General features: G+C 61.4%; 32 protein-coding genes. 16 read left to right on the forward strand and 16 right to left on the reverse strand.

Translation table 11 applies throughout. From position 1 onward, the window contains the following. Positions 1-2 precede the first annotated feature (2 nt). Positions 3-1,094, reverse strand: a complete 1,092-nt coding sequence (locus FKL89_RS17945) for a DUF2167 domain-containing protein (protein WP_156864782.1) — start codon at positions 1,092-1,094, stop codon at positions 3-5. A gap of 231 nt (positions 1,095-1,325) precedes the next feature. On the opposite strand from FKL89_RS17945, the gene FKL89_RS17950 reads away from it, so the two are divergent. Together FKL89_RS17950 and FKL89_RS17955 are read left to right on the forward strand one after the other, a co-directional pair. Next, complete coding sequence (locus FKL89_RS17950; RefSeq protein WP_238363419.1) at positions 1,326-1,574, forward strand: BrnT family toxin; 249 nt, start codon at positions 1,326-1,328, stop codon at positions 1,572-1,574. Beyond that, the gene (locus tag FKL89_RS17955) at positions 1,561-1,869 is read left to right on the forward strand and encodes a BrnA antitoxin family protein (protein ID WP_238363420.1); all 309 of its coding nucleotides are present in this window, start codon (positions 1,561-1,563) and stop codon (positions 1,867-1,869) included. Before FKL89_RS17950 ends, FKL89_RS17955 begins: the two co-directional genes overlap by 14 nt. A 90-nt stretch (positions 1,870-1,959) precedes the next feature. Here FKL89_RS17955 and FKL89_RS17960 read toward each other — a convergent pair whose 3' ends face one another. The 8 genes from FKL89_RS17960 to FKL89_RS17995 form a co-directional block, all read right to left on the reverse strand. Beyond that, positions 1,960-2,469, reverse strand: coding sequence for a YgjP-like metallopeptidase domain-containing protein (locus tag FKL89_RS17960; protein WP_156864095.1), 510 nt, complete (start codon positions 2,467-2,469; stop codon positions 1,960-1,962). 38 nt (positions 2,470-2,507) lie between these two features. After that, positions 2,508-3,206, reverse strand: coding sequence for a S1 family peptidase (locus FKL89_RS17965; protein ID WP_156864096.1), 699 nt, complete (start codon positions 3,204-3,206; stop codon positions 2,508-2,510). 22 nt (positions 3,207-3,228) lie between these two features. Next, positions 3,229-4,002, reverse strand: coding sequence for an SHOCT domain-containing protein (locus FKL89_RS17970; protein ID WP_156864097.1), 774 nt, complete (start codon positions 4,000-4,002; stop codon positions 3,229-3,231). 89 nt (positions 4,003-4,091) lie between these two features. Then, a complete protein-coding gene (locus tag FKL89_RS17975) occupies positions 4,092-4,316 on the reverse strand; it encodes a hypothetical protein (RefSeq protein WP_156864098.1) in 225 nt (74 codons plus the stop codon). Beyond that, positions 4,313-4,534, reverse strand: coding sequence for a hypothetical protein (locus FKL89_RS17980; protein ID WP_156864099.1), 222 nt, complete (start codon positions 4,532-4,534; stop codon positions 4,313-4,315). Before FKL89_RS17980 ends, FKL89_RS17975 begins: the two co-directional genes overlap by 4 nt. Positions 4,535-4,574: 40 nt before the next feature. After that, the gene (locus FKL89_RS17985) at positions 4,575-5,750 is read right to left on the reverse strand and encodes an aminotransferase-like domain-containing protein (protein WP_156864100.1); all 1,176 of its coding nucleotides are present in this window, start codon (positions 5,748-5,750) and stop codon (positions 4,575-4,577) included. Positions 5,751-5,963: 213 nt separating this feature from the next. Further along, on the reverse strand, positions 5,964-7,334 hold the full coding sequence (locus FKL89_RS17990) for a S41 family peptidase (RefSeq protein WP_162527572.1): 1,371 nt from the start codon (positions 7,332-7,334) through the stop codon (positions 5,964-5,966). Continuing rightward, entirely contained in the window at positions 7,321-7,653 is a 333-nt protein-coding gene (locus FKL89_RS17995; RefSeq protein ID WP_156864102.1) for a hypothetical protein, read from the reverse strand. The genes FKL89_RS17990 and FKL89_RS17995 overlap by 14 nt, the downstream gene beginning before the upstream one ends. Before the next feature lie 177 nt (positions 7,654-7,830). On the opposite strand from FKL89_RS17995, the gene FKL89_RS18000 reads away from it, so the two are divergent. Next, positions 7,831-8,214 carry a DUF4870 family protein gene (locus FKL89_RS18000; protein WP_156864103.1) on the forward strand — a complete coding sequence of 128 codons (384 nt, stop codon included), beginning with the start codon at positions 7,831-7,833 and terminating at the stop codon, positions 8,212-8,214. Between the two features lie 81 nt (positions 8,215-8,295). Here the strand turns inward: FKL89_RS18000 and dacB are convergent, their stop codons facing one another. After that, complete coding sequence (gene dacB / locus FKL89_RS18005) at positions 8,296-9,783, reverse strand: D-alanyl-D-alanine carboxypeptidase/D-alanyl-D-alanine endopeptidase (protein WP_156864104.1); 1,488 nt, start codon at positions 9,781-9,783, stop codon at positions 8,296-8,298. A 66-nt stretch (positions 9,784-9,849) separates the two neighbouring features. On the opposite strand from dacB, the gene FKL89_RS18010 reads away from it, so the two are divergent. The 3 genes from FKL89_RS18010 to FKL89_RS18020 are packed head-to-tail and all read left to right on the forward strand — an operon-like array spanning position 9,850 to position 11,490. Beyond that, complete coding sequence (locus FKL89_RS18010) at positions 9,850-10,302, forward strand: MarR family winged helix-turn-helix transcriptional regulator (protein ID WP_156864105.1); 453 nt, start codon at positions 9,850-9,852, stop codon at positions 10,300-10,302. Continuing rightward, the gene (locus FKL89_RS18015) at positions 10,299-11,003 is read left to right on the forward strand and encodes a cytochrome b/b6 domain-containing protein (protein ID WP_156864106.1); all 705 of its coding nucleotides are present in this window, start codon (positions 10,299-10,301) and stop codon (positions 11,001-11,003) included. Before FKL89_RS18010 ends, FKL89_RS18015 begins: the two co-directional genes overlap by 4 nt. 34 nt (positions 11,004-11,037) lie before the next feature. Further along, positions 11,038-11,490 carry a c-type cytochrome gene (locus FKL89_RS18020; RefSeq protein ID WP_156864107.1) on the forward strand — a complete coding sequence of 151 codons (453 nt, stop codon included), beginning with the start codon at positions 11,038-11,040 and terminating at the stop codon, positions 11,488-11,490. Between the two features lie 135 nt (positions 11,491-11,625). On the opposite strand, the gene FKL89_RS18025 is transcribed toward FKL89_RS18020, so the two are convergent. From FKL89_RS18025 to mltA, 3 genes are all read right to left on the reverse strand, one after another. Beyond that, complete coding sequence (locus FKL89_RS18025) at positions 11,626-12,363, reverse strand: enoyl-CoA hydratase/isomerase family protein (RefSeq protein ID WP_156864108.1); 738 nt, start codon at positions 12,361-12,363, stop codon at positions 11,626-11,628. Next, a complete protein-coding gene (locus FKL89_RS18030) occupies positions 12,360-12,932 on the reverse strand; it encodes a cysteine dioxygenase family protein (RefSeq protein ID WP_156864109.1) in 573 nt (190 codons plus the stop codon). The genes FKL89_RS18025 and FKL89_RS18030 overlap by 4 nt, the downstream gene beginning before the upstream one ends. Before the next feature lie 84 nt (positions 12,933-13,016). Then, positions 13,017-14,093, reverse strand: a complete 1,077-nt coding sequence (mltA, locus tag FKL89_RS18035) for a murein transglycosylase A (protein ID WP_238363421.1) — start codon at positions 14,091-14,093, stop codon at positions 13,017-13,019. 196 nt (positions 14,094-14,289) lie between these two features. Between mltA and FKL89_RS18040 the strand changes: the two genes are divergently transcribed. After that, a complete protein-coding gene (locus tag FKL89_RS18040; RefSeq protein WP_156864111.1) occupies positions 14,290-14,475 on the forward strand; it encodes a hypothetical protein in 186 nt (61 codons plus the stop codon). On the opposite strand, the gene apaG is transcribed toward FKL89_RS18040, so the two are convergent. Next, complete coding sequence (gene apaG / locus FKL89_RS18045; RefSeq protein WP_156864112.1) at positions 14,476-14,850, reverse strand: Co2+/Mg2+ efflux protein ApaG; 375 nt, start codon at positions 14,848-14,850, stop codon at positions 14,476-14,478. Between the two features lie 32 nt (positions 14,851-14,882). On the opposite strand from apaG, the gene rpe reads away from it, so the two are divergent. The 8 genes from rpe (at position 14,883) to trpC (ending at position 22,754) form a co-directional block, all read left to right on the forward strand. Next, the gene (gene rpe / locus FKL89_RS18050) at positions 14,883-15,563 is read left to right on the forward strand and encodes a ribulose-phosphate 3-epimerase (protein WP_156864113.1); all 681 of its coding nucleotides are present in this window, start codon (positions 14,883-14,885) and stop codon (positions 15,561-15,563) included. A gap of 98 nt (positions 15,564-15,661) precedes the next feature. Continuing rightward, on the forward strand, positions 15,662-16,861 hold the full coding sequence (locus FKL89_RS18055) for a serine hydrolase domain-containing protein (RefSeq protein WP_238363422.1): 1,200 nt from the start codon (positions 15,662-15,664) through the stop codon (positions 16,859-16,861). A gap of 45 nt (positions 16,862-16,906) precedes the next feature. Next, complete coding sequence (locus FKL89_RS18060; protein WP_156864115.1) at positions 16,907-17,578, forward strand: phosphoglycolate phosphatase; 672 nt, start codon at positions 16,907-16,909, stop codon at positions 17,576-17,578. Positions 17,579-17,801: 223 nt separating this feature from the next. Then, positions 17,802-19,286 (forward strand): anthranilate synthase component I, encoded by a 1,485-nt coding sequence (gene trpE / locus FKL89_RS18065; protein WP_156864116.1) that lies wholly within the window; start codon positions 17,802-17,804, stop codon positions 19,284-19,286. 5 nt (positions 19,287-19,291) lie between these two features. Then, the gene (gene ltaE / locus FKL89_RS18070; RefSeq protein WP_156864783.1) at positions 19,292-20,317 is read left to right on the forward strand and encodes a low-specificity L-threonine aldolase; all 1,026 of its coding nucleotides are present in this window, start codon (positions 19,292-19,294) and stop codon (positions 20,315-20,317) included. Then, complete coding sequence (locus FKL89_RS18075) at positions 20,314-20,877, forward strand: anthranilate synthase component II (RefSeq protein WP_156864117.1); 564 nt, start codon at positions 20,314-20,316, stop codon at positions 20,875-20,877. Before ltaE ends, FKL89_RS18075 begins: the two co-directional genes overlap by 4 nt. Positions 20,878-20,886: 9 nt before the next feature. After that, positions 20,887-21,933: an anthranilate phosphoribosyltransferase gene (gene trpD / locus FKL89_RS18080; protein ID WP_156864118.1), complete on the forward strand. Its 1,047-nt coding sequence runs from the start codon at positions 20,887-20,889 to the stop codon at positions 21,931-21,933. A gap of 20 nt (positions 21,934-21,953) precedes the next feature. Further along, entirely contained in the window at positions 21,954-22,754 is an 801-nt protein-coding gene (trpC, locus tag FKL89_RS18085) for an indole-3-glycerol phosphate synthase TrpC (protein ID WP_156864119.1), read from the forward strand. Here the strand turns inward: trpC and FKL89_RS18090 are convergent. After that, positions 22,751-23,680: an NHL repeat-containing protein gene (locus FKL89_RS18090; protein ID WP_156864120.1), complete on the reverse strand. Its 930-nt coding sequence runs from the start codon at positions 23,678-23,680 to the stop codon at positions 22,751-22,753. The two genes, trpC and FKL89_RS18090, sit on opposite strands and share 4 nt — an antisense overlap. A gap of 331 nt (positions 23,681-24,011) precedes the next feature. Here FKL89_RS18090 and FKL89_RS18095 point away from each other — a divergent pair, with 331 nt between their 5' ends. Further along, positions 24,012-25,730, forward strand: coding sequence for a PglL family O-oligosaccharyltransferase (locus tag FKL89_RS18095; protein ID WP_162527574.1), 1,719 nt, complete (start codon positions 24,012-24,014; stop codon positions 25,728-25,730). A 5-nt stretch (positions 25,731-25,735) separates the two neighbouring features. Here FKL89_RS18095 and trmB read toward each other — a convergent pair whose 3' ends face one another. Beyond that, positions 25,736-26,470, reverse strand: coding sequence for a tRNA (guanosine(46)-N7)-methyltransferase TrmB (gene trmB, locus FKL89_RS18100; protein ID WP_156864122.1), 735 nt, complete (start codon positions 26,468-26,470; stop codon positions 25,736-25,738). Positions 26,471-26,496 lie beyond the last annotated feature (26 nt).

Genomic DNA, 26,496 nt, shown 5'->3' on the forward strand with positions numbered 1-26,496 from the left:
GGCTATTTCTTGTCGGGCGAGCCGAAATCAATGCCGGGTGTGGGTGGTGGTGTGGCGGCCGGCGTCGCCGATGGCGGTGGCGCATCGGCCACCTGCGCGCGCAGGGGTTCAGCCGTGGGCACCACGGCCGCATCACGCATGTCAGCTGCGGGCGCCGCCTCTTTCTTCTTGCCACCAAAGAGCTTCCAAAGACCGCCACCGAACGCAGCGAGTGCCAGCAGCCCAACCTTGGCAAACTTGGCAAGAAAGGCGGCAACGATCGCGAAGAACCCGAGCTTCTTCGCCGCCGCGCCGGCGACCAGCGCCGCGAGGCCATATTCAGCAACGCGATCGGTCGACGCGTTGAAATCAGCGTAGCGCTTGCCGCTGTCGAATTCGAGTGAGGTGAGCATCGTCGATGCATGCGTCTTGTGCTTGGGCAGATCGGCGAGGTCGGTCACCAGATTCAGACTGAAGTAACCCTCGCGGCCCAGTGCATAGGTGTTGTAGTTGACGCCCTGGCCATCGGTGGCCGGCGCGCCGCGCTCCTTCGACGACATCGCCCACACCAGCCGATGCGTTGCCGCGTCATACGCCGGCTTCTCCGCCCAGCCGAGAATCTCCAGCGCCGGCACACCCATCTTGGTGCGCTCCTTGTTCGCTTCTTCGGTGCCCTCGCGATAGCTCTTGAGCAGATCGTCGGCGTTCCAGTCCTTGGCGTCGTCGTCCTTCACGTAGCCGGAGGATTCGAAGCGGATAGTCATGAACCAGCTATCCCGCTCCACCGGGAACACCAGCCCCTGCAAGCGTGGGTCCTTGCCCGGATTGCCCATCGCGTTCAACACCTGAGTGGCATGCGGCTGCGGGATAAACAGATAGTTCGCCGGCAACTTGAGCGTGCCCTGCGACGCCAGCGGCACCTCCGCCGGCCCGGTCTTTGCCGCCGCCATTGCATCGGCAAAGATCTTCTGCGCGGCCTCCTTGCTGTTGGGGGCCGGTGCTGGCGCAGGCGATTGGGCAAACGCAATGGCACTCAGCGCCAGTTGAACTAGCAGGGCAAACAGCGCGCCAACGGCCGTCTGCGCAGCCCGGCGCGACGCCAGGCGATGGGGCATGGGATGCATGCGGGTCTCCGTGAAGGTAAGTAAACGAGCCCGCCGTCGTACAGCGTGAAAACGCGCTCAGGCTTGTTCTTTTAGATGGATGAAGCGTCAGGCGTCAATATGCCGGTTGCATGAATTTCACGTTGCTTTGCCACTAACTGGAAATTGTTTTCGGCCCGCTAAGTATGCATTTTTATATGTATACTGCATTGCATGAATTTCATCTGGGACTAGGCAAAGCCCTTGGCAAATATCGCCAAGCACGGCCTTGATTTCGTAGATGCAGTACGGGTCTTCGACGCGCCAATGGTTTTGTTTGAGGACGACCGTCATGAATATGGCGAACAGCGCATGATCGGCATTGGTTTGCTTGAATCACTGGTGGTGCTCGTCGTGCACGTCGAATCCGAAACCAGCATTCGCATCATTTCAATGCGCAAGGCAGACAGCAATGAAACGAACCTCTACTACCAAAACGTTGGCTACTTCTGACGACGCGCCGCCGCTGACGCAAGCGCACTTCGACCGCGCCAAATTTCGCGTAGGCGGCAAGGCAGCGACGCGCAGTGAATGGCAGGACGCCGTCCGCGCACGCGTCGGCAAGCAGCGCATCAGCATCATGCTCGATACGCCCATCATTGAGCACTTCAAGGCGACAGCCGGCGAGCGCGGCTATCAGACACTGATCAATGACGCACTACGACGCGCTGTCGAGGGGGAGCATTTGGCCGCGAATTTGCGGACGATTATTCGGGAGGAATTGCAGCAAGTGACGCGTTCAAAATAATCTGCGGCTGAACCAACCCCTCTTCGCTTGGGCGGCGGATGGCGCCTTACGCGAGTAGTCAGCTACGACCATCGCGCGTTGGCGAACTGATCACTCCGCGATCTGGCGCTTCGTCAGATCAAGATGCGTCAGGTAGAGGCGCAGGTCGAACTCAAGCTGCGCGTAGTCCGGCGCCATGTGATGGCACAGTTGGTAGAACGCTTTGTCATGCTCGCGCTGCTTCAGATGTGCAAGCTCGTGCACTACGATCATCTGCAGAAACGCCGCTGGCGCGTCAATGAACACACTGGCAATGCGAATCTCACGCTTCGCCACCAGCTTCGAGCCATGCACACGCGATACCTGAGTATGCGTACCTAACGCATGCTTCACCACCTGCAGGTGATTGTCGAAAATCACTTTGGCGGGCGTGACCGCACTCTTCATGTGCTGCGCTTTCAGCGAAAGCGTGAACTCCTGTAACGCCTTATCCGTGCGCACCGTGTTCGGTTCGGGGTAACGCTTCTGCAGCATCTCGCCCAGGCGATTCTCAGCGATCAGAGTGCGAACTTGCGCTTGAAGAGGTTCGGGGTAGTGGGTTAGGTATTTGAGAGTCGGCATAGGCATCGTCGCCGCATAAAGCGACGGCACTCAAACATTCAGTTCTTACCTAAGCTGTTGCAGGCGTCTTCAATAAAGTCAGAAAGCTCATGCATCATGTGCGCGGCCCCATACTCGTAGACGCGATAGGCATCTTCTTTGTATCGATTGCCATTCTCGGTCACATCCAAAATTGAGTGATGTCCAATCTTTGTCTCAAGGTTGTTGTGGAGCATGCCAACAACCGCACTATCAACCAGAAGCGGCGTACCGCTAAAGCCACTAGGACTGCCAAATGAAACCTCCATAACCGACGGCGTTTCCAATCCCAAACTATCTTGGCACAACCTTGTCACGTGACCACGAAGTAGGCGTAGATCGAGAAAGTATTGTCCTGGCTCCTTGCCTGCGTCAGCAAATCCAAACGCTTGTATCTCTAGGCCTAGGCCGATTGGGCCGGAGTAAGTCGGAAGAACCGGAACATCGCTTTTGACGAATGCGCGCCCGACTGCTACATCAAACCGTCGACTAGAAACAGTCTCGACAATTCTCAAATATGGCGCCGAACTAGAAAATGGAAGACGGGCAATCGCGGCAACTTGTTTTGGCTCAATTTGCGCAAGAACGTGCTTGCAAGTAAGAAAGTGACCCCGCTTCCCAATCCAAAATCCAGCACCTAAGAACTTGTCAACACGAAACACACCCTGTTCCGACACGCCAGAAAATATGGGAAATACGAATGGGCCAATGTCGAACATTTCAGAGAACAACTATGCGTGACTATTCGCGAGGGGAACGAATGACGTTGTCTGGTCGTGACAACCAATCAACTGTGGTGAAAGCAATATCTGTATCCAAGCTGGTCGTTACTGCCAGCGAAGCCGTGAAAGGCGGCTCTCTAAGCGGTATCGTCGAGTAGGAGGCGTAAATTTCGGAGCCAAATTGCGTGTTGAACGAGTGTGTTCCGAGGTGTAGTTGTCCTTCGGCTTTGCATTTCTTAAGGTCAAGAGATATCGCACCACACGTAAGCTGCCCGTCTGAACTTAGAAAGCACTCTTGCGACGAATTTTTGGAACGCGTACCGATCTTGACGCGTCCCTCAAGGGAGAGTCGATCCCACAGACGCTGCAAACGAATTTTGTAGGACGCTCCTTGCAGCGCTTTGCCGAATCTCAGCAGATACTGATGCTGCTCCTCGCCAAAGTGTGCTTTCTTTTCATCGAATTTCACCATTCGACCAGACATCAAAGTCACCCAAACATACGAATGATTGACAGACGCCAATCCATTGATAGTTAACTTTGATCGTCCAACCGACACAGATGCAATATCAGCGATTGGCATTCGATCATCTTCGTACTGCCAGTAATCGGGAAATACTTTGAATCCTTTGTATTCGCCCAGTGGTTGTATCGAATGACGAGGATGGGTCGGCGAGCTAGGGCGCGGCTCTTCAATCACCTTCCTGATTTGCAGATACTCGTCCATAGACACCTCGCCCTTGGCTAGACGAAGGTCAAGCGCCGCTATAGCTTCGTCTGGAAGCTCAGTCATTTAGTTAGCTACCAACCCAAATAGCCGGGAACAGTCGACTGGCAGGACATGCGATACGCCTCGTGCGGGTTCTCACGCCTCACATCGCGCTACGCTGCCAGCGCCGCCATGCTGCGCTCCAGCAATTGCGAATCGGCATCGCTGAGGACGCGAAAGTTGCTGGCGGGATAGAGAAAGTCGTCGCCCGATTCGTCGACGATTCGCAGGGCTCCACGCTCTTCGCCGAGCGTCTCGTAGACTAGGCCTGGCAAAACGTCGTCGCCGGAAAAGTCAGCGCCGAAATCGTTGCTCAAACACAATGCGTAATGTTTCATAGCCAGTGTTTCACTTTCATTTTGACTTTGCCGATGCCGTGGCATTCGTACCAGTGCACTTCGGCACGGCCTGTCTGACTGTCAATTTCGACAAGAGCGATGCCCTTTCGTTTGACCCAGTTCTTGCCGCCGAAGCGGGTGACCAATTGCGCATATTCGCGGATGCCACGCCCTTTGGCAATGGTCTCAACACTTTCAATCGTGCCGACGAGTTTCATCGGCGCAGTTTAGTTCAACGATCTCACCGTGGCGAACGCGCTACAAAGCCTTCGCCAACCGCCCAATCCCCTCTTCAATCTTCGCCAGATCTGCCGTCGCGAACGAGAGGCGTAGTGTGGACACATCGGGATCGCGTGCGTAGAACGGCGCGCCGGGGACGAACGCCACCAGCTTTTCAATCGCACGCTGCGCAAACTCGTTGGCGTTCCGTCCACCCGTGAGCCGTGCCCAGACAAACATGCCGCCATGCGGGGCGTTGAATTCGATGGCATCGCCGAGTTCGCGCTTGAGGCATTCGCCCATTACGCGGGCGCGCTCGGCGTAGGTGGCGCGCACTTTCGCCAGCGCGCCTTCGAGGCGGCCGAGGCCGAGATACTTGGCGGCGGTGGCTTGCGTGAGGTTGCTGGTGTGGGCGTCGCTGAACTGTTTGCACATGGTGGCCTTGGTCAGCAATTCCGGCGGCGCGATGAGAAAGCCCACGCGCAGGCCCGGCGAGAGGATTTTGCTCATGCTGCCGCAGTGGGCGAGCCAGTCGCGTGAGCCGGGGATGCCATCACTGAGCGCCAGCATGCTGGGTGGCGGCGGGGCGCCAAAGTAAAGCTCGCCGTAGGGATCGTCCTCCACGATCAGCGTCTTCGTGCGAGCAGCGACTTCGAGGATGCGCTTGCGGCGTTCGAGCGAGAGCATGGCACCGCTCGGGTTGCCGAAGGTGGGGATCAGGTAGACGAACTTTGGTTTGTGCTGGTCGATCAGTTGCTCCAGATTGTCGGCCTGCACGCCGTCGGCGTCGATCGGCGCGGTGATCAGCTCGGCGCCATAAAGCTTGAAGCACTGGATGGTCGCCAGGAAGGTCGGGGCCTCGACGATCACCTTGTCGCCGGGCGTGATCATGGTCTTGCCGATCAGGTCAAGCGCCTGCTGGCTGCCGGTGGTGATGATCAACTGCTCCGGCGTGACGCTGGCGCCCTTGTTGCGCATGAAGGCCGCGGCTGCTTCGCGCATCGGGCCGAAGCCTTCGGTGGCACCGTATTGCAGCACTGCGCCGGGGTTGTCGGCCAGCGCGGCCTCGGTGGCCATGCGCACGCCTTCCACGTCGAACAGTGCCGGGTCAGGGAAGCCGCCCGCAAAGCTGATGATGCCGGGCTTGCCGAGCAGTTTGAACAGCTCGCGGATGGCGGAGGTTTCAACGTTCTGGAGACGGTCGGCGAATTGCATGGTGGAGGCGCGGTCAGGGCGCAAAAAGTGCGTATTGGACCGACGATGCTAGCGAATGGCGACGACGCGTGTGATGCCGGTTTGGCATCAATGGCTTTTTACTGAAAACCGCAACCGAACTGGGCTTGATGGGCATTTTCGGCGAAAGTTGACAATCGACGAAAACGACGCTTTAGCCCAATTGGAATAGGCTTTTCGCCAAAAAGCCGTTGGCTATTTCGCGGTCGTAAGCAGGGCTGTTTGCGCCGCCTCCAGCGTGCGGTCACGCTGCGCGCGGATGTCGGCAAGCGTTCGCTCTACGGCGATGTCCGGCACCACGCCTTTGCCTTCAATGCGCTCACCCTTGACCGTGGTGAAGCCGATTTCACTGTACGCCAGCTCACCACCGCCGGGCAGCGCGGCATAGCCCAGGTAGGCGAGCAGGCAGCCGCAGGACGTCTCGCCGACGACAATGGCGCGCCCGGTGCTTTGCAGCGCGCCCGCTGTGGCCTCCGACGCGCTGGCGCTGTCGCTGTCCATCAGCACGGCGACCTTGCCGGCATAGGCGTCGGCACGGCCCGGCACGTCGCGCTCGAGGGTGATGAGCTTGATGGCGCCGAACGCCACTGTCACCGGCTGTCCGGTGCGCGTTGCGGCGCGGCCAATCACCGTCTTCTGCTTGAAGAAACTGCCTACCAGTGCCTCGGCCATCGCCGCCGATCCGCCGCCGTTGCCGCGCAGATCAATGATCAGCGCCGGCGTGTCCTTGAGCGCCGTCACGGCGTCAAGCAGGCCAGCACGCAACGATTCGGTGAACGCGGTGAGGCGGATGTAGCCGATGCCCGACGGCAGTGTGCGATGCGTCACCTGCGGACGCGTCGAGAGTGTGCGTGGCTTCAGCGCAGCAGCGAGTGGGCTGCCATCAACGCGCTCGAACTCCAGCGCGAGGCCCTGCTCGGTGAGGCGCTCGGCTTTCGCCTTTTCGATCAGTGCAGCCGCCGCTTCGTTGAGCTTGCGCAGCGGTGCACGCCAGCCAGCTTGCACGGTCGAGTACCGCCGCGCCGACTGCTGCCAGTCCTGCCACTGCGTCAGCGCGTCGCGCCCGGCGATGCGGGTGAGCTTCATGCCAGAGCGCACGCCAGCCCAGTAGGCGTCGGACTCGGGGTGCACACTCAGCACCACCAGCGCGCCGTCAATCAGCCGCACGTTGAGGCCGAGCGAGAGCGCCTGAAACGCCTTGCGTCGCGCGACCTGCTTCGGCGATTCGATACGGGTGTGCGAATCAGCCAGTTCACCGGCCATCTGGTCGAGCCGCTCCCAGAATTCGTCATCGGTGGCGGCGCCCAGCGCGCGCGGCTGCCATTTCTCCCGCGCGGCCTTCCAGTCAACGCCGTTCAGGTCTGCGCGGTAATAGCGATCGTTGACCGTGTTCCACACCGCGTCAATCGCGGCCTGGCGCACTGCAGGGGTGGCGGTCCCTTCAGCGGCCGGGCCAGCCTGAACATGACGGCCGATGACGTTGTGCGGATCGAAACTGGCGCAACCAGAGAGTGCAACGGCAGCGACTACCGCCGCCAGCGATGCAGCGCGCCTAGCGCCGCGCATCGTCATCATCATCCCAGCGGCGAAGCACAATGGTGACCCGTGGTGCGTACGACTGGGCCAGCCCGCGCAGGAAGGCGAGCTTGCCGCCTATCACTTCTGACACGGCGGCGATGCCATCTTCACTGACGATGCGCTCGGCGATCGCCTTTTCCATGCGCTCGCGCAGGTTCACCGGCGCGTTGGCTCGCACCCGTGTCAGTACGAAAGGTTCGGCTTCTTCGATGGTGGCGAACGACTTGGCCATCGGCGTGCCGAGTGGTGAGCCTTCGAGAATGACGATCCGGTTGGCGTCCTGTTCATCCGGTATTCGCGCTGACATACTGCTGCACTCCGTCGTTCTCTTGTTCGTTCTGTCGTGCGCCAGTGCCCCCTGTCGCACAGGCAGGTGGTGGCGCTTGCAATTGGGAGAAATCATAGCGATATTGCAGGCAAGCGATGCTGACCGGGATCCCGGCCGGCGACTCGACACCACACGCCCCTACCGGGAGAAAAAGAAATGTCTGACTTCCCTTCTGTGCCGAACTCCACCGCAGGCGGCACCGCCCCCAGCGAATCAACGGTCCAGATCACACACGTCACCTATGCGCTCTTCGCGCTGGGCCTGTTGACGGGCGGCCTGATCGCCGTTGCCGGCCTGATCGTTGCCTACATCAAGCGCGATGACGCAGCGGGGACGTATCTGGCGTCGCACTACGGCTGGCTGATCCGCACCTTCTGGTGGTCGCTGCTGTGGGGCGCGCTGATTTGCGTCTTCGTCGTGCTCACCATCGGCATCGGACTTCTGGTCGCCTGGATTCCAGCCGGCATCCTCTGGATCTGGCACGCCTATCGTGTCATCAAGGGCTGGCTGCGGCTGGCTGACAAACGCGAAGTCAACTGACCGCTGACACTTCGCCAAAACGCGCCACCGGGTGATCCGCTGGCGCGTTTTTGTTTGCCGTGGCGCCGTCCGAGGGCGTTGTTATCGGGTCAGTGCCTTCAATTTCGCGGCTTCGGTGAGATAAACCCAGTCCACCGCCGAATCCAGCGCCTTCTGCGCCGCCTCGGCATTGCCGTGATTGACGATGCCAACGAACAGCATGCGGCGCCCGTCGGGTAACAGCAGATAACCCGCCAGTGCCTTCACGCCGGTCAGGGTGCCGGTCTTGAGATAGGCATTGCCCTCGGCCAGCTGGTTGACGAAGCGTTTGGCCAGGGTGCCGTCCGTCGCGGCCAGTGGCAGCGACGACAGGAAATCGCTGGCGAACGGCGACGTGAGTCCATATTCGAGCATGCCGGCCAGGCTTTGCGCCGAGATCCGCTCGATGCGCGACAGGCCCGAGCCATTTTCAATCACCAGATCCGGTAGATCGAAGCCGCGCGCCTTCGCCCAGTCACGAATGCTGCGTCCGGCCCGTTTGGCCTGCGCCGGGCGCTTGCTCAGTTCGGCGTCGATGGTCAGCAGCAACTGGCGGGCCATGACGTTGTTGCTGAACTTGTTGATGTCGGTGACCATCGTCGCCAGTGGCGGCGAGATATGCGTGTGCAGGACGCGTGCGTTGCGTGGCAGCGCGCCCTCGCGGGCCACGCCTGTCCAGGTGCCGCCAGCGTCGCGCCAAAGCCGCGCAAACATGGCGGCGAACAATCCGGTGTGGTCGTAAAGGCTTATGTACCAGTCGCGCTCGCCGCAGTCGGTGGCATAGATGCCGGCAAAGGTGGCGGTGACCGCGTTGCCACGATCATCAAAGTTTGGCGCCATGCGCGAGCGCCAGTCCTGCGGGCAGGTACCGCTTGTGGTGCGTAGTGTGTTGACAATGCTCAGACCATCGGGCGACGCGCCGTCGGTGATCACCCGCACCGTGCCATCCGGCAGCGGCGCGAAGCGAAAGCCCACCGACTTGAAGTTGAACAGCAGCGCATCGGGGCCGACGTTGTACGGGCGCAGCGGCAGCCCGTCGAACGCCGCCGGATCATGCACCGCTTTGGCGAAACGACTGCGGTCGATCACCAGGTCGCCATTGATCTCGCGAATGCCCCGTGCACGCAGCGCGGTGACGATGGCCTGCAGGCTCTCGCTGGTGAGCTTCGGGTCGCCACTGCCCTTGACATAAAGTGCACCACTGAGCACCCCACCCTGCAGCCGGCCATTGCTGGCAAAGGTGGTCTGCCAGGTGTAGGCGGGGCCAAGGACGTCCAGCCCGACCAGCGTGGTGACGATCTTCATGGTCGACGCCGGATTCATCGGCGTGGTCGCCCGATGCGCCAGCAGCGGCTGCTCGCGACCAACCTCCCGCACGTAGAGGCTGGCGGCGGACGGCGGCACGCCGGCTTCGCGCAGCGCCTGGGCGATCGGCTCCGGCAACGCCGCCCGCGCCACGGTAGCACCCGTGACCAAAACCGCCAGAACGAGCCAGCCGGCGCGACCAGCCAGCCACAGCGCCGGGCGAAGGACGTGAACACTGTTTGTCATGGATCAATTATCGACGCGGGCTAGTGTGCTTGCCGCGATTGCAAAAAATTGTTCTAATGCGAACTAATGTATCGCGCCCAACCGAAACCGGAGTTTCTCTACACCTTGCGCCAGCTCATCCGTTGCACGCAGGCTTTCGAGCGCTACTCCGGTGCCCACGTAAGGCAGATGGGGTTGACCGAGTCGCAGTTTGACGTCATCGCCACCCTGGGCAACACGCCGGGCATGAGCTGCAAGGCACTGGGCGAGAAGACGCTGATAACCAAGGGCACGCTCACGGGCGTGCTCGACCGCATGGAGGCGCGCGGCCTGATCAGCCGCAAGGCCGATTGCGATGACGCGCGCCGCTCGCACGTGGCGCTCACCCGCAAGGGGACGCTGCTCTTCGAGGAAGTGTTCCCGGCCCATCTGCAACACCTGCAGCGGGCCTTTGGCCGACTGGATGACAGTGAACTGAAGCGCCTGCGCGAAAGTCTGAGCCAGCTTCAGGATGCTTTTGAAAAGGAACATGCACGATGACCAAACCCGCCACTGATCTCATTTCCGCACCGGTGTGGGACGGTTTCGTCCGTGTATTTCACTGGTCGCTGGTTGCTCTGTTCGTCATCTCGGTGATCACGGGCAAGGTGGGCGGCAATGCGATTGCATGGCATATGTGGAGCGGCTACGCGATCCTCGCGCTGGTGCTGTTCCGCATTCTCTGGGGATTTGTCGGTGGCGAATACGCGCGCTACGGCTCATTTCTGTCCAGTCCGGGGCGGGCCTTTCGGTTTGCCAAAGGCTTGATGGGCAAGACGCATGAATACGTCGTCGGCCACAACCCGGTGGGTGGCTGGATGGTGCTGGCGCTGCTCTTGTTGCTGGCCACCCAAGCGGTGCTTGGTCTGTTCAGCAACGACGAGATTGCCACTACCGGCCCGCTGGCACGCTACATCAGCGACGAAGCCTCGATCAAACTGATGAGCCGGCATCGGCTGATTGGTGACCTGCTGCTGATCATGGTGGGAGTACACATTGCCGCCGTGCTGTTCCACCTGTTCGTCAAGAAAGAAAATCTGGTGCGCGCGATGTTCAGTGGCCGCAAGGAATTGCCCGCAGAGCTCGCCCGCGAAGCCGAAGCCTCACGCAAGGCGTCGATGCCGCTCGGATTCATCCTGCTTTCAATCGCGATTGCCGCCGTGGCGATCGCCGTCAACTGGCCTGCCTTGTTCAAGTCCTGATTTACAACCAACCCCAACCACATCTGGAGTGCATATGAAAACCCTGACCAAAATCGCGATCGCCGCTGGCGCCGTCGCTCTCGCCACCACCGCGATGGCGCAGCCGAAGCCGGAAAACTTCGTCAAGCAGCGCCAGTCGGCGCTCGCGCTGATCGGCTGGTACTTCGGCCCGCTCGGCGCCGTTGCCAAAGGCGAAAAGCCGTTCAACAAGGATGACGCCGTGCGCGCCACCAGCTATCTGGTGCCGCTGTCGAAAATGCCGTGGGAAGGCTTCGTTGCCGGCACCGAAAACGTTGGCAACACCAAGGCAAAGCCGGAAATCTGGTCGAAAGCGGCTGACTTCAAGAAAGCTGCCGACAACATGCAGACAGAAATGGCCAAACTGGCGCAGCTGGCCAGCGCGGGCGACGAAGCTGGCTTCAAGAAGCAGTTCGGCGCGGTCGGCGGCACCTGCAAGGCTTGTCACGACGACTTCCGCAAACAGTAATCGGCAACAGCTTTAGCTGTTTTCGAGCTGAAACGCCCGCTGCATGCGGGCGTTTTTTATTTTCTGCCCGAATATCGACTTTTATTATTTTCGCGTTTCAAGCCCAATTGGAATGCGGATTTCGAGAAAAAGCCGTTACTCGCGTGACGCGACGTAGGCCCGCATGCGCGGCTTCAGCGGCGTCGCCACCAGCGACGCGTGCAGGTCGCGCAGGTCTGCCTCACCGGTGTTGGTCTGCAGCATCGCCTTCAGTTGCGCATAGGCCTTGGGCGGCAGTTTGGCGTTGGTCGCGGCGATTTCGTCAATGCGGCGCGACCAGGTCACTTCATCGGCGATCTCGGTGATGAACTGCTGCGCCAGTGCCTGCTCGGCGTTGATCACCAGCGCGTCGCGCAGGAACACGAAGGCGCGTTCGGCGCCCACGCGCTGCGCCGTGCGCCGAGTACCGAGGGCGAGCCCCATGCGCCAGCCCGGCATGCGAAAGCGCGTACCCGCGGTCGCCAGCCGGTAGTCACAGGCGCAGGCCAGATCGAAGCCAGCCCCGAAGGCGCCGCCGTGGATCAGCGCAATGGTGGCAAATGGTGCGTAGTAAAGCGATTGCAGCATGCGCTCCAACGCCATCAGGCGCGGGATCAGTGTGTCGTCGCTCTCGTTGTCGAGATTCGACAGGTCGAAGCCGCCGCAGAAGTTGCGGCCGTTACCACGCAGCGTGAGCACCGTCGTGCCGTCCTGTTTTGCGGTGTCGATCGCTGCCTGCAGCGCCACCACCAGCGGCGCCGCCAGTGAGTTGGCCTTGTCCGGCCGGTTGAGCGTCAGGTGCGTGTGGGTGCCGTTGCGGGTGAGGTGAAGCACGCCCTCTTCGATGGTACTCATCGCGCGGCGATCCAGGGGGCTTCGTTGGAGTAGCCGGACACGAAAGGCTTCACCTGCTGTGTCGCCGTGTCCCACACGCTGCGCGTGACGCGCCCGATGTCTGCACCGTAGACGTGAATGCTGATTGACGGCGCATCGGCAAGCGCATTGCTCACTGCGTGCCAGTCACCGATGGTTGGCGATACGCGGTCCACGCCGCCGCGTGACAATCGGTGCTGGTGCACGCAGCGCATTGCCGTGGCGCCGGGCACCGGATATTCCTCGCAGCGCTCTTCACCGCGCAGCACGCCCACCAGCCCCCAGACCGTGTGGTTATGTACCGGCGTTCCCTGCCCCGGTGCCCATACGAAACTCTGCACGCTGTAGCGGCGCGCTGGATCGGCGTAGAGCAGGTATTGCTGATACTTGGCGGGCTTTGGCGCAGCGTACGCCGCGGGCAACCAGTCGTCGTGGGCAATCAGGGCCTTCAGTGCCGTCTCGCCCTGGTCAAGAATTTCCGGCTCGCTTGACGTTCGCGCCAGCAGCGCGTCCATGAAGTCAAGGAATTTCGTGAATCGCTGCGTGTTCATGCGCCGATTGTAGGAGCGGCTGTGCCGCGACCTGACCGGCACGCATCAAGTGTTGAACATGACGCGGGCGCGGCCCAGCTGCTTCTACGGTGTTGCCGGCGGCACCGTGCCCTTGGGCCAGAGCACCCAGATTTTCGCGTTCTGCCGCATGCGGCCGGCCTGTTCACCCGCCTTGTGGCCGGTGCCCCAGTAGAAGTCGGCACGCACCACGCCACGGATGGCGCCCCCAGTGTCCTGCGCAAAAATCAAGCGGTTGAGCGGCAGCAGCGCATTTGGCCAAGTGGTCGCGAGCCAGACTGGCATGCCCAGCGGGATGAAGCGCGTGTCAACCGCAATTGATCGCTCCGCCGTCAGCGGCACGCCCAGCGAACCGAGCGGCCCGGCGGGTTTGGCGTCAATCTCGCGGAAGAACACGTAGCTCGCGTTCTCATTCAGCAGTGCCGTCGCGCGGTCCGGATTGCGCGCGATCCAGCCCTTGATGCCCTGCATGCTGGCTTCTTCGAGCTTGAGCTCGCCACGATCCACCAGAATGCGGCCGACACCGCGAAACGGATGCCCGTTCTGGTCGGCATAGCCCACACGCATGCGCGAACCGTCCGCCAATTCGATCAGTCCCGAGCCCTGTATCTGCAGGAAGAAAGCCTCGACAACGTCATCCACCCAGGCGAGCGGCTTGAGGCTGGACGTGGCGGTCAACGCGTTCACGTCGATCTGGGCGCGATCAAAGTAAGGCACCACGCGTTTGCCCTGGGGGGTGTCAATCAGACGGCCACGCACCCGCTTGCCCCTTAGCTCCGGGTAGAGATCGCCAAGCTCGACGACCAGCAAATCGTCGGGGCGCGAATACAGCGGCACGCCAAAGCGCGCGGTCCTGGTGCGCGACCCTTTCAGCAACGGTTCGTAGTAACCGGTGATCAGGCCACGATCCTCGGCGTCGGCACGCGTCAATTGGTAGGGGACGAATTCGCTCTCGATGAATTCGCGCTGCTTCGCAACCGTTCCGTCGAACGGAAAGCGGGAGCAGGCGCTGATCCACTCCGGCTTGCTGCGCAGACCTTTGCAGTTTTCGCTGAAGGCAATACGAACATCCCGCAAATCATCGGCCTTCCAGCCAGGCAGGTCGGCGAACAGCGCGGGTGTCCAGCGGGCCTTGGGTTCCACAACTGGCGCCGGTGGGGCGACGGGTGGGGCCACTGGAGCAGCAACGGGTGCGAGAGTGGGCGCGGGTGTCGCAGCTACCGGTACCGGAGCGGATGCCGGAACCGGTGCCGGCGGTGGCGTTGCACATCCTGCCAGCCAGAGCGTCCCTACAATGGCGGCACACGACGGTACGGCTGGAAAGCGTGGAAATCTCGGCATGATCGAAAGCGGATTCTGGATTTTCCTGGTGGAAACGCTGGGCATCGGCGGCATGTTTGTTGCGCTCATCTGGTGGGTCGTGCGCGGTAGCGATTCACGGCACCGCAAGCTGGCTGAACACGATGCCAAAGCTGCCGCCGAAGCGGGCAAAAATCCCACTTCTGACACGACGCCGAAGACCTGATCAGTGCAGCACCCGCTTCGCTGACAGGACGAACTTCGGGATTGGCGCGTCAAACTTGACGCCATCGTCCGCCACAAACTGGTAGCTGCCCTGCATCGTCCCCACCGGCGTCTTGAACTGCGATCCGCTGGTGTACTCGTAGGACTCGCCGGGTGCGAGCTTGGGCTGCTGGCCAACGACACCGGCGCCGCGCACTTCTTCAACCTTGCCGTCGGCATCAGTGATGACCCAGTGCCGTGACAGCAACTGCACCGCCACCTCGCCGACGTTCTCGATGCGAATGTGATACGCGAAGACATACTGATCGTTGGCCGGATCGCTCTGATCGGCCAAGTAAAATGGGGTCGGATCAACCTTGATGCTGTAGCGGTTCACTGCGGCGGTATCTCTCTCAATCGGATCTCAGATTGTCTCGCAACTACCAGATCGCACCGTCCATCCTGTCCGCCGACTTCGCGCGCCTCGGCGACGAAGTGCGCGCCGTGATCGCGGCGGGTGCTGACCTCATCCATTTCGACGTGATGGACAACCATTACGTTCCCAATCTGACCATCGGCCCGATGGTGTGCAGCGCCATCAAGCCGCACGTGGGGACAACACCGATCGACGTGCACCTGATGGTGAAGCCGGTCGATGCCATCATCCCGGAATTCGCCAAGGCCGGCGCCAACATCATCAGCTTCCACCCGGAAGCGAGCGAGCATATCGACCGCACCATCGCGCTGATTCGCGACTGCGGTTGCCGGCCGGGCCTTGTATTCAATCCGGCAACGCCACTTTCCTACCTCGACTACACGCTGGACAAGCTTGATCTGGTGCTGCTGATGAGCGTGAACCCCGGCTTCGGCGGGCAGAAATTCATCGACGGCGTGCTACCAAAGGTTGCCGAAGTGCGTCGGCGCATTGATGCGTCCGGTAAATCCATCCTGCTCGAAGTCGACGGTGGCATCAAGGCCGACAACATCGCGAAAGTTGCGGCGGCCGGTGCCGATACCTTTGTGGCGGGTAGCGCGATTTACGGTGCGAACGACTACGCTGCTGCCATCCGCAATATGCGCAGCGCACTGACATCACACGTATCCGCGTGATACGCCGCGACTGACCGGCCGTCGCAAGTGTTCCATCGCAAATGTCCGCCCCGGCGCCCTTGAACGATTCTGCGCGAGACGCTCCGGCGCGGCTGCGAATGAGAACTGCGTTCGACGCTTGCACGTTGCTCATCTTCGCCGCGCTGGCCGGATGCGCAACAACCAGTGATCATGCGGTCGCCGGCCACACGTTGACGACCGAGGAGCGTTGGCAACTCGCACTGCACTCGCAGGACCGGCCAGGCGTCCGGGTGAATGTAATGAAGCCGTCCGCGCAACCGATGCCTCTCGCGACACCGCGAACAGCGCTGCCATTGACATGGAATTTGCAAGGAAAGTCGCTTTCGATTGACGACTATTTTCAGCGTCATCCGGTGATGGCTTTGCTGATCGCCAAAGACGGTGAAATCGTGTTTGAGCGCTATCAGTTCGGATTGACAGCCGAGCATCGTTTTCTTTCGAATTCGATGGCCAAATCGATCACCGGCCTGGGAATGGGGTTGGCAAGAGCGGATGGCTTCATCCCGAGCTTCGATGCGCTGGCGCAAACCTACCTACCGCAATTGACCGGCACGGCCTACGGCGAGACAACGCTGCAAAACCTCATGAACATGGCCTCCGGGGTGAAGTACGAGGAGACGTACAAACCAGGCGACGACCATGGGAAGTTCCGGATGGCTGCCAATCGCGTGGGTGTCGTACTCGGTGCGAAAGCGTTCAACGTTCGGGAGGCACCACAGGGCACCCGATTCCACTACGCAAGCATTGAAACTTCGCTGATCGGCGCGGTGCTTCAGACGGCGACGCGTGAGAGTCTCGCCCGTTATCTGGAGCCCCGGCTGTGGCAGGCGATAGGGGCCGAGGGTACAGCAACCTGGTTCCTCGACGGCGCCGGCCTGGAAAATGCCGCTGGCGGCGTGCGCGCGTTGCCTCGTGACTATTTGCGACTGGGCATCGTTCTTGCCAATGACGGTCAACGGCCCGACACCGGCAAACAGGTCATTCCGCGTGAATTCCTGCTCGACAGCACGGACTGGCATCGCGTCGCTGCGGCGTTCCGTCCACGAAATCCGTCGTCGTACTACGGGTACAGCAACTACTTCTGGCTGGAGAATTCGCGGGCGCGGCGTTTCATGCTGCTGGGCATTCACGGCCAGGCGATATTCGTAGATCCCGCGCACCGTCTGGTGATGGTTCATCTTGCCGCCAGCGAGCACGCCAAGGTCGGAGAAGGAACGATGGGCAACGAGCGGGCGGCATTGTGGCGAGCTGTCGTGCAACACTACGGCAAATGGTGAGTCCCGAGCCAGCCTGACACCGCACCGATTGCAAAACACAACATCATGAGTCTGCACCACATCAAAGCCATCGCCATCGATCTCGATGGCACACTGCTCGACACCATTCCCGATCTCTGCGCATCGGTCAATCTGGTGCTTGACGAGATGGGCCACGAGCCGCTGCCGATTGATCTGGTCAAGACCTTCGTTGGCAAGGGCCTGATGGCCCACGTCGGCAAGTCGCTGCGCCACGCGCTGCGCCGCGAGCCGAGTGATGCCGAGCTGGAGCATGCGCTGATGCTCTACCGGCAGTTCTACTTTGAGCACATTGCCGACAGCACGTCGATTTACCCCGGCGTGCTGGAAGGGCTCAATGCATTTCGCGATCGCGGGTTACCGCTGTCGGTCGTCACCAACAAATGGACGACCTACAGCGAGGCGCTGCTCAAACACTTTAATCTGACCCAGTACTTCGATCACATCGTCTGCGGCGACATGCTGGCCACCAACAAGCCCGACCCCGGCATGATTTTCTGGTCTGCCGGGCAGCATCGCGTGCATCCGGCGCAGATGCTGATGGTCGGTGACTCCGGCAATGACAGCCGCGCCGCGCAGGCGGCGGGCTCGCCGGTGGTGCTGCTGACCTATGGCTACAGCGAGGGCGAAAATCTTGCCGATTTGCGCGCAAACGCAATCGTGGATACATTTACGGACATTGCTGCGTTGCTCGATTGACGAGTAGCGAGCGCTGAAAGCGAAAAGCTCACAACATGTTCCCGTCGGTCCGTTCCTGGTGGCAAAGCTCTGGAGGTTGGTGGCGTTAGCCTGCCAACAATGCTTTGCGCTGGTTGCGAGCGCATGCGTCCGGCCCCCGGACGCCGCAACAACAAGAACCCGACTCTGATACTGGATGCCGCAACGAAAGCGGCGATCCCTCCCCTCCGGAGCATGTTGCACCATGACCGAACAAGAATTCCTGAAGCTCGCCCAGCAGGGCTTCACCCGCATCCCGCTCGTCGAACAGACGCTTGCTGATCTCGATACACCGCTATCGATTTACCTCAAACTCGCCAACGACCGCTACACCTTCCTGCTGGAATCGGTGGTGGGCGGTGAGCGGTTCGGCCGCTACAGCTTCATCGGCCTGCGCACCCGCACCCGCATCGAGGTGCGCGGCAACGAGGTGACTCACATCACGCCACTCGGGCCGAGCAAGCAGACCGTTGCCGATCCGCTGGACTACATCGCTGCCTTCCAGGCGCAATTCAAGGTCGCCACCGTGCCCGGCTTGCCGCGCTTTGCGGGGGGGCTCACGGGCTACTTCGGCTTTGAAACCGCGCACTTTATCGAGCCACGGCTCGGCCTGTTCGCACAGAAGCATCCCAAGCCGGATCACCTTGGCGTACCAGACATCCTGTTGCTGCTGACCGAAGAGCTGGCGGTGGTTGACAACCTCTCGGGCACCATCTCGCTGATCGTCTACGCTGACCCGGCGAAGCCGGATGCCTTCCAGCGCGGCAACGAGCGGCTGGCTGAGTTGCGCGCGAAATTGCGTGAGCCGGCCAGACTGCCGTTGCAGCACGCAACAACGGCGGTCAATGCCGAATCGCAAATGGGGCAGGCCGCGTACGAAGCGGCAGTGAAGGTCTGCAAGGATTACATCGCCGCCGGTGACTGCATGCAGGTGGTGCCGTCACAGCGCATGGTGATGGACTTCCCGGAGCCGCCGATCTCGCTATACCGCGCGATGCGCACGCTGAACCCGTCGCCCTACATGTTCTTCTACAACTTCGGCGACTTCCACGTCGTTGGGGCTTCGCCGGAGATTCTGGTGCGCAAGGAAGGCGAGACCGTGACCGTTCGCCCGATCGCCGGTACCCGCAAGCGTGGCGCCACGCGCGAGGAAGACGACGCGCTGGCCGAAGACCTGCTCTCCGACGAGAAGGAAGTGGCCGAGCATGTAATGCTGATCGACCTCGGTCGCAATGACGTCGGTCGTATTGCGAAAACTGGCAGCGTGGTGGTCAAGGACAAGATGATTATCGAGCGTTACTCGCACGTCATGCACATTGTGAGCAACGTCGAGGCAACCCTCAAACCCGGCACCAATAACATCGACGTGCTGCGCGCCACCTTTCCGGCCGGCACGCTGTCGGGTGCACCGAAGATCCGCGCGCTCGAAATCATCCATGAAGTTGAACCAGTAAAGCGCAACATCTATGGCGGTGCCGTCGGCTATATGAGTTATCAGGGTGACATGGACATGTGCATCGCCATCCGCACTGCCGTGATCCAGAACGGCAAGCTCTACGCCCAGGCTGGCGCGGGCATCGTGCATGACTCGGTGCCGACGAAGGAATGGGAAGAAACCCTGCAGAAGGTGCGCTCCGTCCTGCGAGCGGCTGAGATGGTGCAACGTGGTCTGGATGGGAGTGCCGCATGAACAAAGTGATTGATCTGCGCAGCGACACCGTCACCCGCCCCACGCCCGGCATGCTTACCGCGATGAGCGTGGCCGAAGTGGGAGATGACGTCTGGGGTGATGACCCGACCGTCAACCGCCTGCAGGCCCTGATGGCGGAGATGACGCAAAAGCCGGCAGCGTTGTTCTTTCCCTCGGGGACGCAGAGCAATCTCGCAGCGCTGATGTCGCACTGCGAGCGTGGCGATGAGTACATCGTTGGCCAGATGGCGCACACCTATCGCTGGGAAGGCGGTGGCGCCGCAGTGCTCGGCAGCATCCAGCCGCAACCGATCGAACAGGCGTCCGATGGCACGATCCCGATCGACAAGATCGCCGCGGCCATCAAGCCTTTTGGCCCCGGCCTTGGTACCCACTTTGCGCGTACCCGACTGCTCGCGCTGGAAAACACCTGGGGCGGCCGTGTGTTACCGCAGCAGTACGTCATTGACGCCGCCACGTTTGCGCGCAGCAAGGGACTCAATGTTCACCTTGACGGCGCCCGCGCATTCAACGCGGCCGTTGCCAGCGGGCTCAGCATTGCCGAACTGCTGGCGCCATTCGATTCCGCCTCCCTTTGCATCTCGAAGGGGCTCGGTGCGCCGGTCGGTGCCGTGCTGGTGGGAGACGCTGCGTTCATTGAGCGGGCAGCGCGCTGGAGGAAAATGCTCGGCGGTGGCATGCGTCAGTCGGGCTATCTGGCGGCCGCCTGCATCTACGCGCTGGAGAACAACGTCGAACGTCTGGCGGACGATCACGCCAATGCAGCGCGGCTCGCCGCCGGGCTCGGCGAGGTGAGCGCGCTCACCGTCACTGCGCAGGCAACCAACGTGGTGTTCCTGAATGTCCCTGATGCGCACGCCGAACCGCTGGAAGAATTTCTGAAACAACGCGGCATGTTGATGCAGGGCGTCTATGCGGCACGGCTGGTGACTCACCTTGACGTCTCGCGTGACGACATCGATGCGTTCGTCGCAGCCGTCAAGGATTACTTCCAGGGAGCAGCGCGATGATCCTGCTCATCGACAACTACGACAGCTTTACCTACAACCTTGCGCAGTACTTGGGCGAGCTCGGCGCCGAGGTCGAGGTGGTGCGCAACGACGCCATTGACCTCGCGGGTGTCGCAGCGAAGCAACCCGAACGCATCGTCGTGTCGCCTGGCCCCTGCACCCCCAACGAGGCGGGCATTTCGGTGCCGCTGATCAAGGCGTTTGCCGGCAAGGTGCCGATTCTCGGCGTCTGCCTCGGCCACCAGAGCATCGGCGCTGCGTTCGGTGGCAACATCATTCGCGCCCAGCGCGTGATGCACGGCAAAACCTCAACCATCACGCACAACCGGCAGGATTGTTTCGCCGGGATCCCGAGCCCTTACACCGTGGTGCGCTATCACTCTCTCGTGATCGAACGTGCGACGCTGCCAGACGTACTTTCGGTTACTGCTGAAAGCGACGACGGCGAGATCATGGGCGTGCGACACAAGACGTTGCCCGTATGGGGCGTGCAGTTTCACCCCGAGTCGATCATCACCGAACACGGTCATGATCTGTTGCGCAATTTTTTGAATCTGTAGGTCACCATCATGCCCATTTCAATCAACGAAGCCCTCCAGCGCACCATCGAACATCGCGAGATTTTTCATGATGAGATGCTTTCGCTCATGCGCAAGCTCATGGCGGGTGAATTCTCGCCGGCGCAGGCTGCTGCCTTCCTCATGGGATTGCGCGTCAAGAAGGAAACCATCGGTGAAATCACCGCTGCGGCGATGGTGATGCGCGAGCTGTCGACCAAAGTACCAATCGACAACGAACCCAACCTGATCGACATCGTCGGTACGGGTGGCGATCTGTCGCACACCTTCAACATTTCCACGGCTTCGATGTTCGTTGCTGCGGCGGCTGGCGCTAAAGTCGCCAAACACGGCAATCGCGGCGTGTCGTCAAAGAGTGGTGCAGCCGACGTGCTGGAATCACTTGGCGTCAACATCATGCTGATCCCCGATCAGATTGCGCAGTGCATCCGCGAGGTTGGCGTCGGTTTCATGTTTGCGCCGAATCATCATCTGGCAATGAAGGCAGTGGCGCCAATCCGCCGTGAGCTGGGCGTGAAGACGATCTTCAACATCCTTGGTCCGCTCACCAACCCGGCCAGCGCACCAAACACCATGATGGGTGTGTTTCACACCGATCTGGTCGGTATTCAGGTTCGCGTGATGGAGCGTCTCGGCGCGCAGCACGTGATGGTGGTGCACGGCCGCGATTCGCTCGACGAGATCTCGCTGGGCGCTGGCACGCTGGTCGGTGAGCTCAAGGACGGCAAGATTACCGAGTATGAGATCCATCCGGAAGACTTTGGATTCACGATGAGTGCAACCCGCAATCTGCGCGTCAATACGCCGGAAGAATCAATGACGATGCTGCTCGGTGCGTTATCGGGCGAGCCCGGTCCGGCGCAGAACGTGGTGTTGCTCAACGCGGGTGCTGCGCTTTACACGGCGAACATCGCGAAGACGTTGCGCGACGGCATCGAGCTGGCGCGCGCCACCATCGCCAGTGGCGCCGCGCGCAAGAAAGTCGATGAGCTGGCATCGCTCACACAATCGTTCAAGAGCAAGCCATTTGGCGCTTGACCAGCACGACGGACGGAACCATGAGTGACATCCTCAACAAGATCACCGCGACCAAGCACGAGGAGATCGCTGCTGCGATGCGCCTGAAGCCGCTGTCGGCGATCCGCGCCGAAGCCGAGGCGCGGCAGCGCACCGGGGATATCCGCGATTTCGCCGCAGCGATAGAAGCAAAGATCGCCTCCGGTCGGAGCGGCGTGATCGCGGAGATCAAGAAGGCCAGCCCCAGCAAAGGGGTGCTGCGCGAGCGCTTCGTTCCTGCCGAGCTTGCGAGGAGCTACGAAACCGGCGGTGCCGCCTGTCTTTCCGTGCTCACGGATCGTTCATACTTTCAGGGCAGCGAAACGTATCTACGCGAAGCGCGCGCCGCTTGCAGCCTGCCGGTGATCCGCAAGGACTTTATCGTCGATGCGTATCAGGTGTACGAGGCCGCTGCGATGGGCGCGGACTGCATCCTTCTGATCGTCGGCGCGCTGGAGTGGAACCAGATGCTGGCGCTGGAGGCGCTCGCAATCGAGCTTGGCCTGGCGGTGCTGGTCGAATCACACGACGCTGCGGAACTCGACGCAGCGCTCACGCTGCAAACACCACTCATCGGCATCAACAACCGCGACCTGCGCACGTTCAACGTGTCGCTGGCGACGACGACTGACCTATTGACCCGCATTCCGGTTGGCAAACGTGTCATCACCGAGAGCGGCATCCTGACGCGTGACGACGTGACGCACATGCGTTCGCGTGGTGTACATGCCTACCTGGTCGGGGAAGCGTTCATGCGCGCACCGGAGCCGGGCGCGGCGCTGGCCGAACTGTTTGCCTGCTAGCGGTGCCGGCGAAGTGAATTTGTGACTGGCGCCCGAGTGACAGCCAGCGCTGCCAGCGGCAGCAACAACGCCAGCAGCATTAACGGCCATTGGCCCAGTGTCGGAATATCAGGGATTGCAGCAGCGGCTGGTTCTATGACCGGGTCGCCCACTGCAGCGGTACCTGTGCGGGCAATCGCCAGGCTTTCAAAACCACCGATCGCCTTGCCTGCGAGCGTCACCGTGTTGACGTTGCTCACCGACAGTGAGACTGGATCCACCGCAAAAACCTGCCCCGGTTCATCGTTGCTGATGCCCCACACCGCCCCAGTGGCTGGATCGCCGTCGAGCCCCACGTCCAGCGGCGAAGTGCCTAACGAACCCAGCAGCGTTGCCGCGCCTGTATTGGTATTGATGCAGTAAAACTTGCCGCGGTCGCCGTTGCCACCCATGCCAAACAAGCCCGACGGGCAGGTAGCGGTCGGAGCTACTCCGGCCAGCCCTGACAGCGCAGGCCCGGAGCCGCCAAGCGCAGCAGTGGCCGCCGTAGCCGGATCAATGCGGTAGACAACTGCGTTCATTGCCAGGTACAGCGAGCCGTTGCTGGCGAACGTCAGTCCGGCATTGACCTGCAGTTGCGGCAGGCCGGTGAGCGTACCCACTGCCGCACAGGCGCCGGTAATGGCCGAGCATTTGACCAATTGCGCAGTCGATGGATTGACGCCATAAATTTCGCCGGTAGTGCTGATGGCGAGGCCTTCAATCTTGCTGAAGCCGGTAACGCCGATGTCGGTGGCAACACCAGTCGCCATATCGATACGGTAGAGCTTGCGGTCAACGTCGCTACGAACCGAGTAGCCTATCGGTCCGGCGAAGGCGTGAGCAGACATCGCCAGCAACGCAGCGACCACTACCCTCCGGACGAGCCCCCGTAGAATGATTTGCACGAAAAATCCTGTCTGTTTGCAAAATTGTGACAGGACTCGCCTCTGTCTGCAACTGACATTGCGCGAAGTTAGCAAGCGCACACATTCACTGAGATTCAGTTGTGTCGCCAATCAGAGACAATTTTTGCATCGATGTTTGGCGGTAGGCGAGGCTACTTGGTCGTAACAGCTTTTGGCGCAAACGATTTCTGCGTAAGGGCTGACGGCTGTTTTCTTCATGAGTCGACAATCAAGTAAAACACGCTCTCAGCCCATTAAAGCAAAGGGTTCTGGCCAAATAGCCACTGTTGGCGGCAAGACCGATCCCGCCGCCAGGCAAACAAGTGAGCGCATGCTCTCGCTGCTGATACTGCTGACAGTTGCTTTGCCCCTGGTTTGGGCTTGGCAACGGCCACCGCAGCCAGCATTCGTCAGTCAGGCCCTGTCCTGCGGCCTGTGGGCGGTGGTGGTGCTGATCGCCGCGTTGCATTCTGGCAACAGTGGGCGGCAGTTGACGCTGCCGGGCGCCGCCGCGTCACTGGTATGGGCGTTGCTGTTGGCGACACTGCTCGCCCATGCATTGCTCGGCGTCACCCCGTGGTTCCTTGCTGCGCCGATTGCAGTCAATTTGTCGCTCGCAGCTTTGCTCTCATGGGTGGTGCTTTTCCGCCTCGACGACCATACCTTGGCCCGTGCCTGGTCCTGGCTGCTCGCCGGTCTGCTGATCGCAGCACTGCTCAACGCGCTGGTGGCGCTGGTGCAGACTGCCGCGCCGGCATGGGCCGATGACCGTTTGATCGCTTCGCTTGCCGGCCCCCACGAGCGCGCCGGCGGCAATCTGCGCCAGCCCAATCAACTGGCAACGCTGATGGTATGGGGCCTTGTCGCCGCGACCAGTCTGCTGCGCCGTTGGCCGTTGTTGTGGTTCTCAGCCTGCGCGACGCTCACGCTTGCCGTGCTCGCCAGCGGCTCGCGGGCTGGAATCATCAGTCTCGTCGCGGTCGCGATGATCGGTGCGTTCGTCTGGCTGCGTTCACGCCACAGACACGATGCCAATGGCCGAAGTAACGGCAAGTGGCACCGGCAGCCGTGGCTCGCCGGCGTACTGGTGATACTGCTGCTGGCGTTGCTCGGCTGGGCGGCACAACATGCGTTCAGCCGCGACACCGCTGATGCTTCACTCGCCCAGCGTCTGGCGCTGTGGCAGCAAACGCTGGGCTTGATCATGCAGCATCCATGGGCGGGCGTCGGCTGGGCGCAGCTCAACTTTGTATGGACGCTGACGCCATTCGCGGACCGGGCTCCCGACGTATTCGATCATGCCCACTCGCTGCCCTTGCATCTGGCCGTAGAGCTCGGTATCCCGGTAACAGTCGCTGCTGCAACGCTGGTCATCGTCGCACTTTGGCCGGCACGGGTCCAGCGCGCAATGTCCGCAAACGCAGGGCAGGCCCGCATCGGCGTTGCCGCCCTGCTGCTGCTCAGCATCGGTACACACAGCCTGTTCGAATACCCGCTCTGGTTCAGCTACTTTCTGATGCCCACTGCATTTGTGCTGGCAACACTTGCCCGCGACCTGGCAGCAACGCCGCCGGCGCCTGCAGCGTCGACCACTAACACAGCGCCCGCCGCCAGATTGACGTCGGCGCGGTTGATCGCGTCCATGGCGACGCTGCTGTTGATCGCAACAGGCTGGAGCGTGCACGAATACAGCAAGGCGTCGGCCATTCATTTCACCGGCAACGATCAAGGCGCGCGCGCTGACGCCGTTGCCGCTGCCCGCGCCAGCCCGCTCTACGGTCAGTACGGTGACTACGCCGCGATCATGCTGGCGGGGGATCGGGCGCCGCTTGAGTGGTTCGCGCGGCCGATCCGCAATGTGCTCGACGAGCGGCTGCTCACAGCCTGGGCACGAGCACTGCAACGCGCCGGCGAGCATGAACGCGCAGCCTGGGTGATCGCGCGCGCACGCGAGTTCCCGCCGGATGCCGCGTTTGCCGGCCTGCCGCAGGTGACCGCGCCACTCAATCCTGCGTCGGCGCCACGCAGCGCTGAGGATTTCCGCCGATAACGCAGTCAGTCGCCGGCAGCTTGCCGGCGGAACAACAGATCGCGTACTTCATGGCCGAGCTTGAGCCCGCGACGCTCAAATTTGGTCTCTGGCCGCCATTCCGGGCGCGGCGCATAGTCGGTCGCCGTGTTGACCAGCAACGGTTCGGCGGTCAGCACCTCCAGCATCTGTTCAGCGTACGGCACCCAATCGGTGGCGAGATGCAGATAGCCCCCTGCTGCAAGCCGTGACGCCAGCAGCGCAACCAGCGGCGGCTGCACCAGCCGGCGCTTGTTGTGCCGTTTCTTGTGCCAGGGATCTGGAAAGTAAATATGCGCGCCCGCCAGCGACGACGGTGCGATCATGTGGTTGAGCACCTCCACCGCATCGTGCTGGATCACCCGCACGTTGCGGATCTGCCTGTCGTCAAGCAGATTACAAAGGTTGCCCACACCAGGCGGATGCACCTCGACGGCGAGATAGTTGATTTCCGGATGGGCAGCCGCGATGTCGGCGGTAGTGATGCCCATCCCGAAGCCAATCTCCAGCACCGTCGGTGCCACGCGACCAAAGAGAGCGCTGAAATCAATCACGCCGGGCGCATAAGCAACCCCGTGTCGTGCCATGCCATCGGTCAGACCGCGCTCCTGCTTGGCCGACATGCGACCGGCGCGAACCACAAAACTGCGGATCGGACGATGCTGCAGCGCATCGTCCGACGTCGTCGCTTCGGCGATCATCGTAATTTCGTCACTCGTCATTCGTCTTTCGTCCTGCCAAGCAGGCC

The organism is Casimicrobium huifangae, from assembly GCF_009746125.1.
GTDB lineage: Bacteria > Pseudomonadota > Gammaproteobacteria > Burkholderiales > Casimicrobiaceae > Casimicrobium > Casimicrobium huifangae.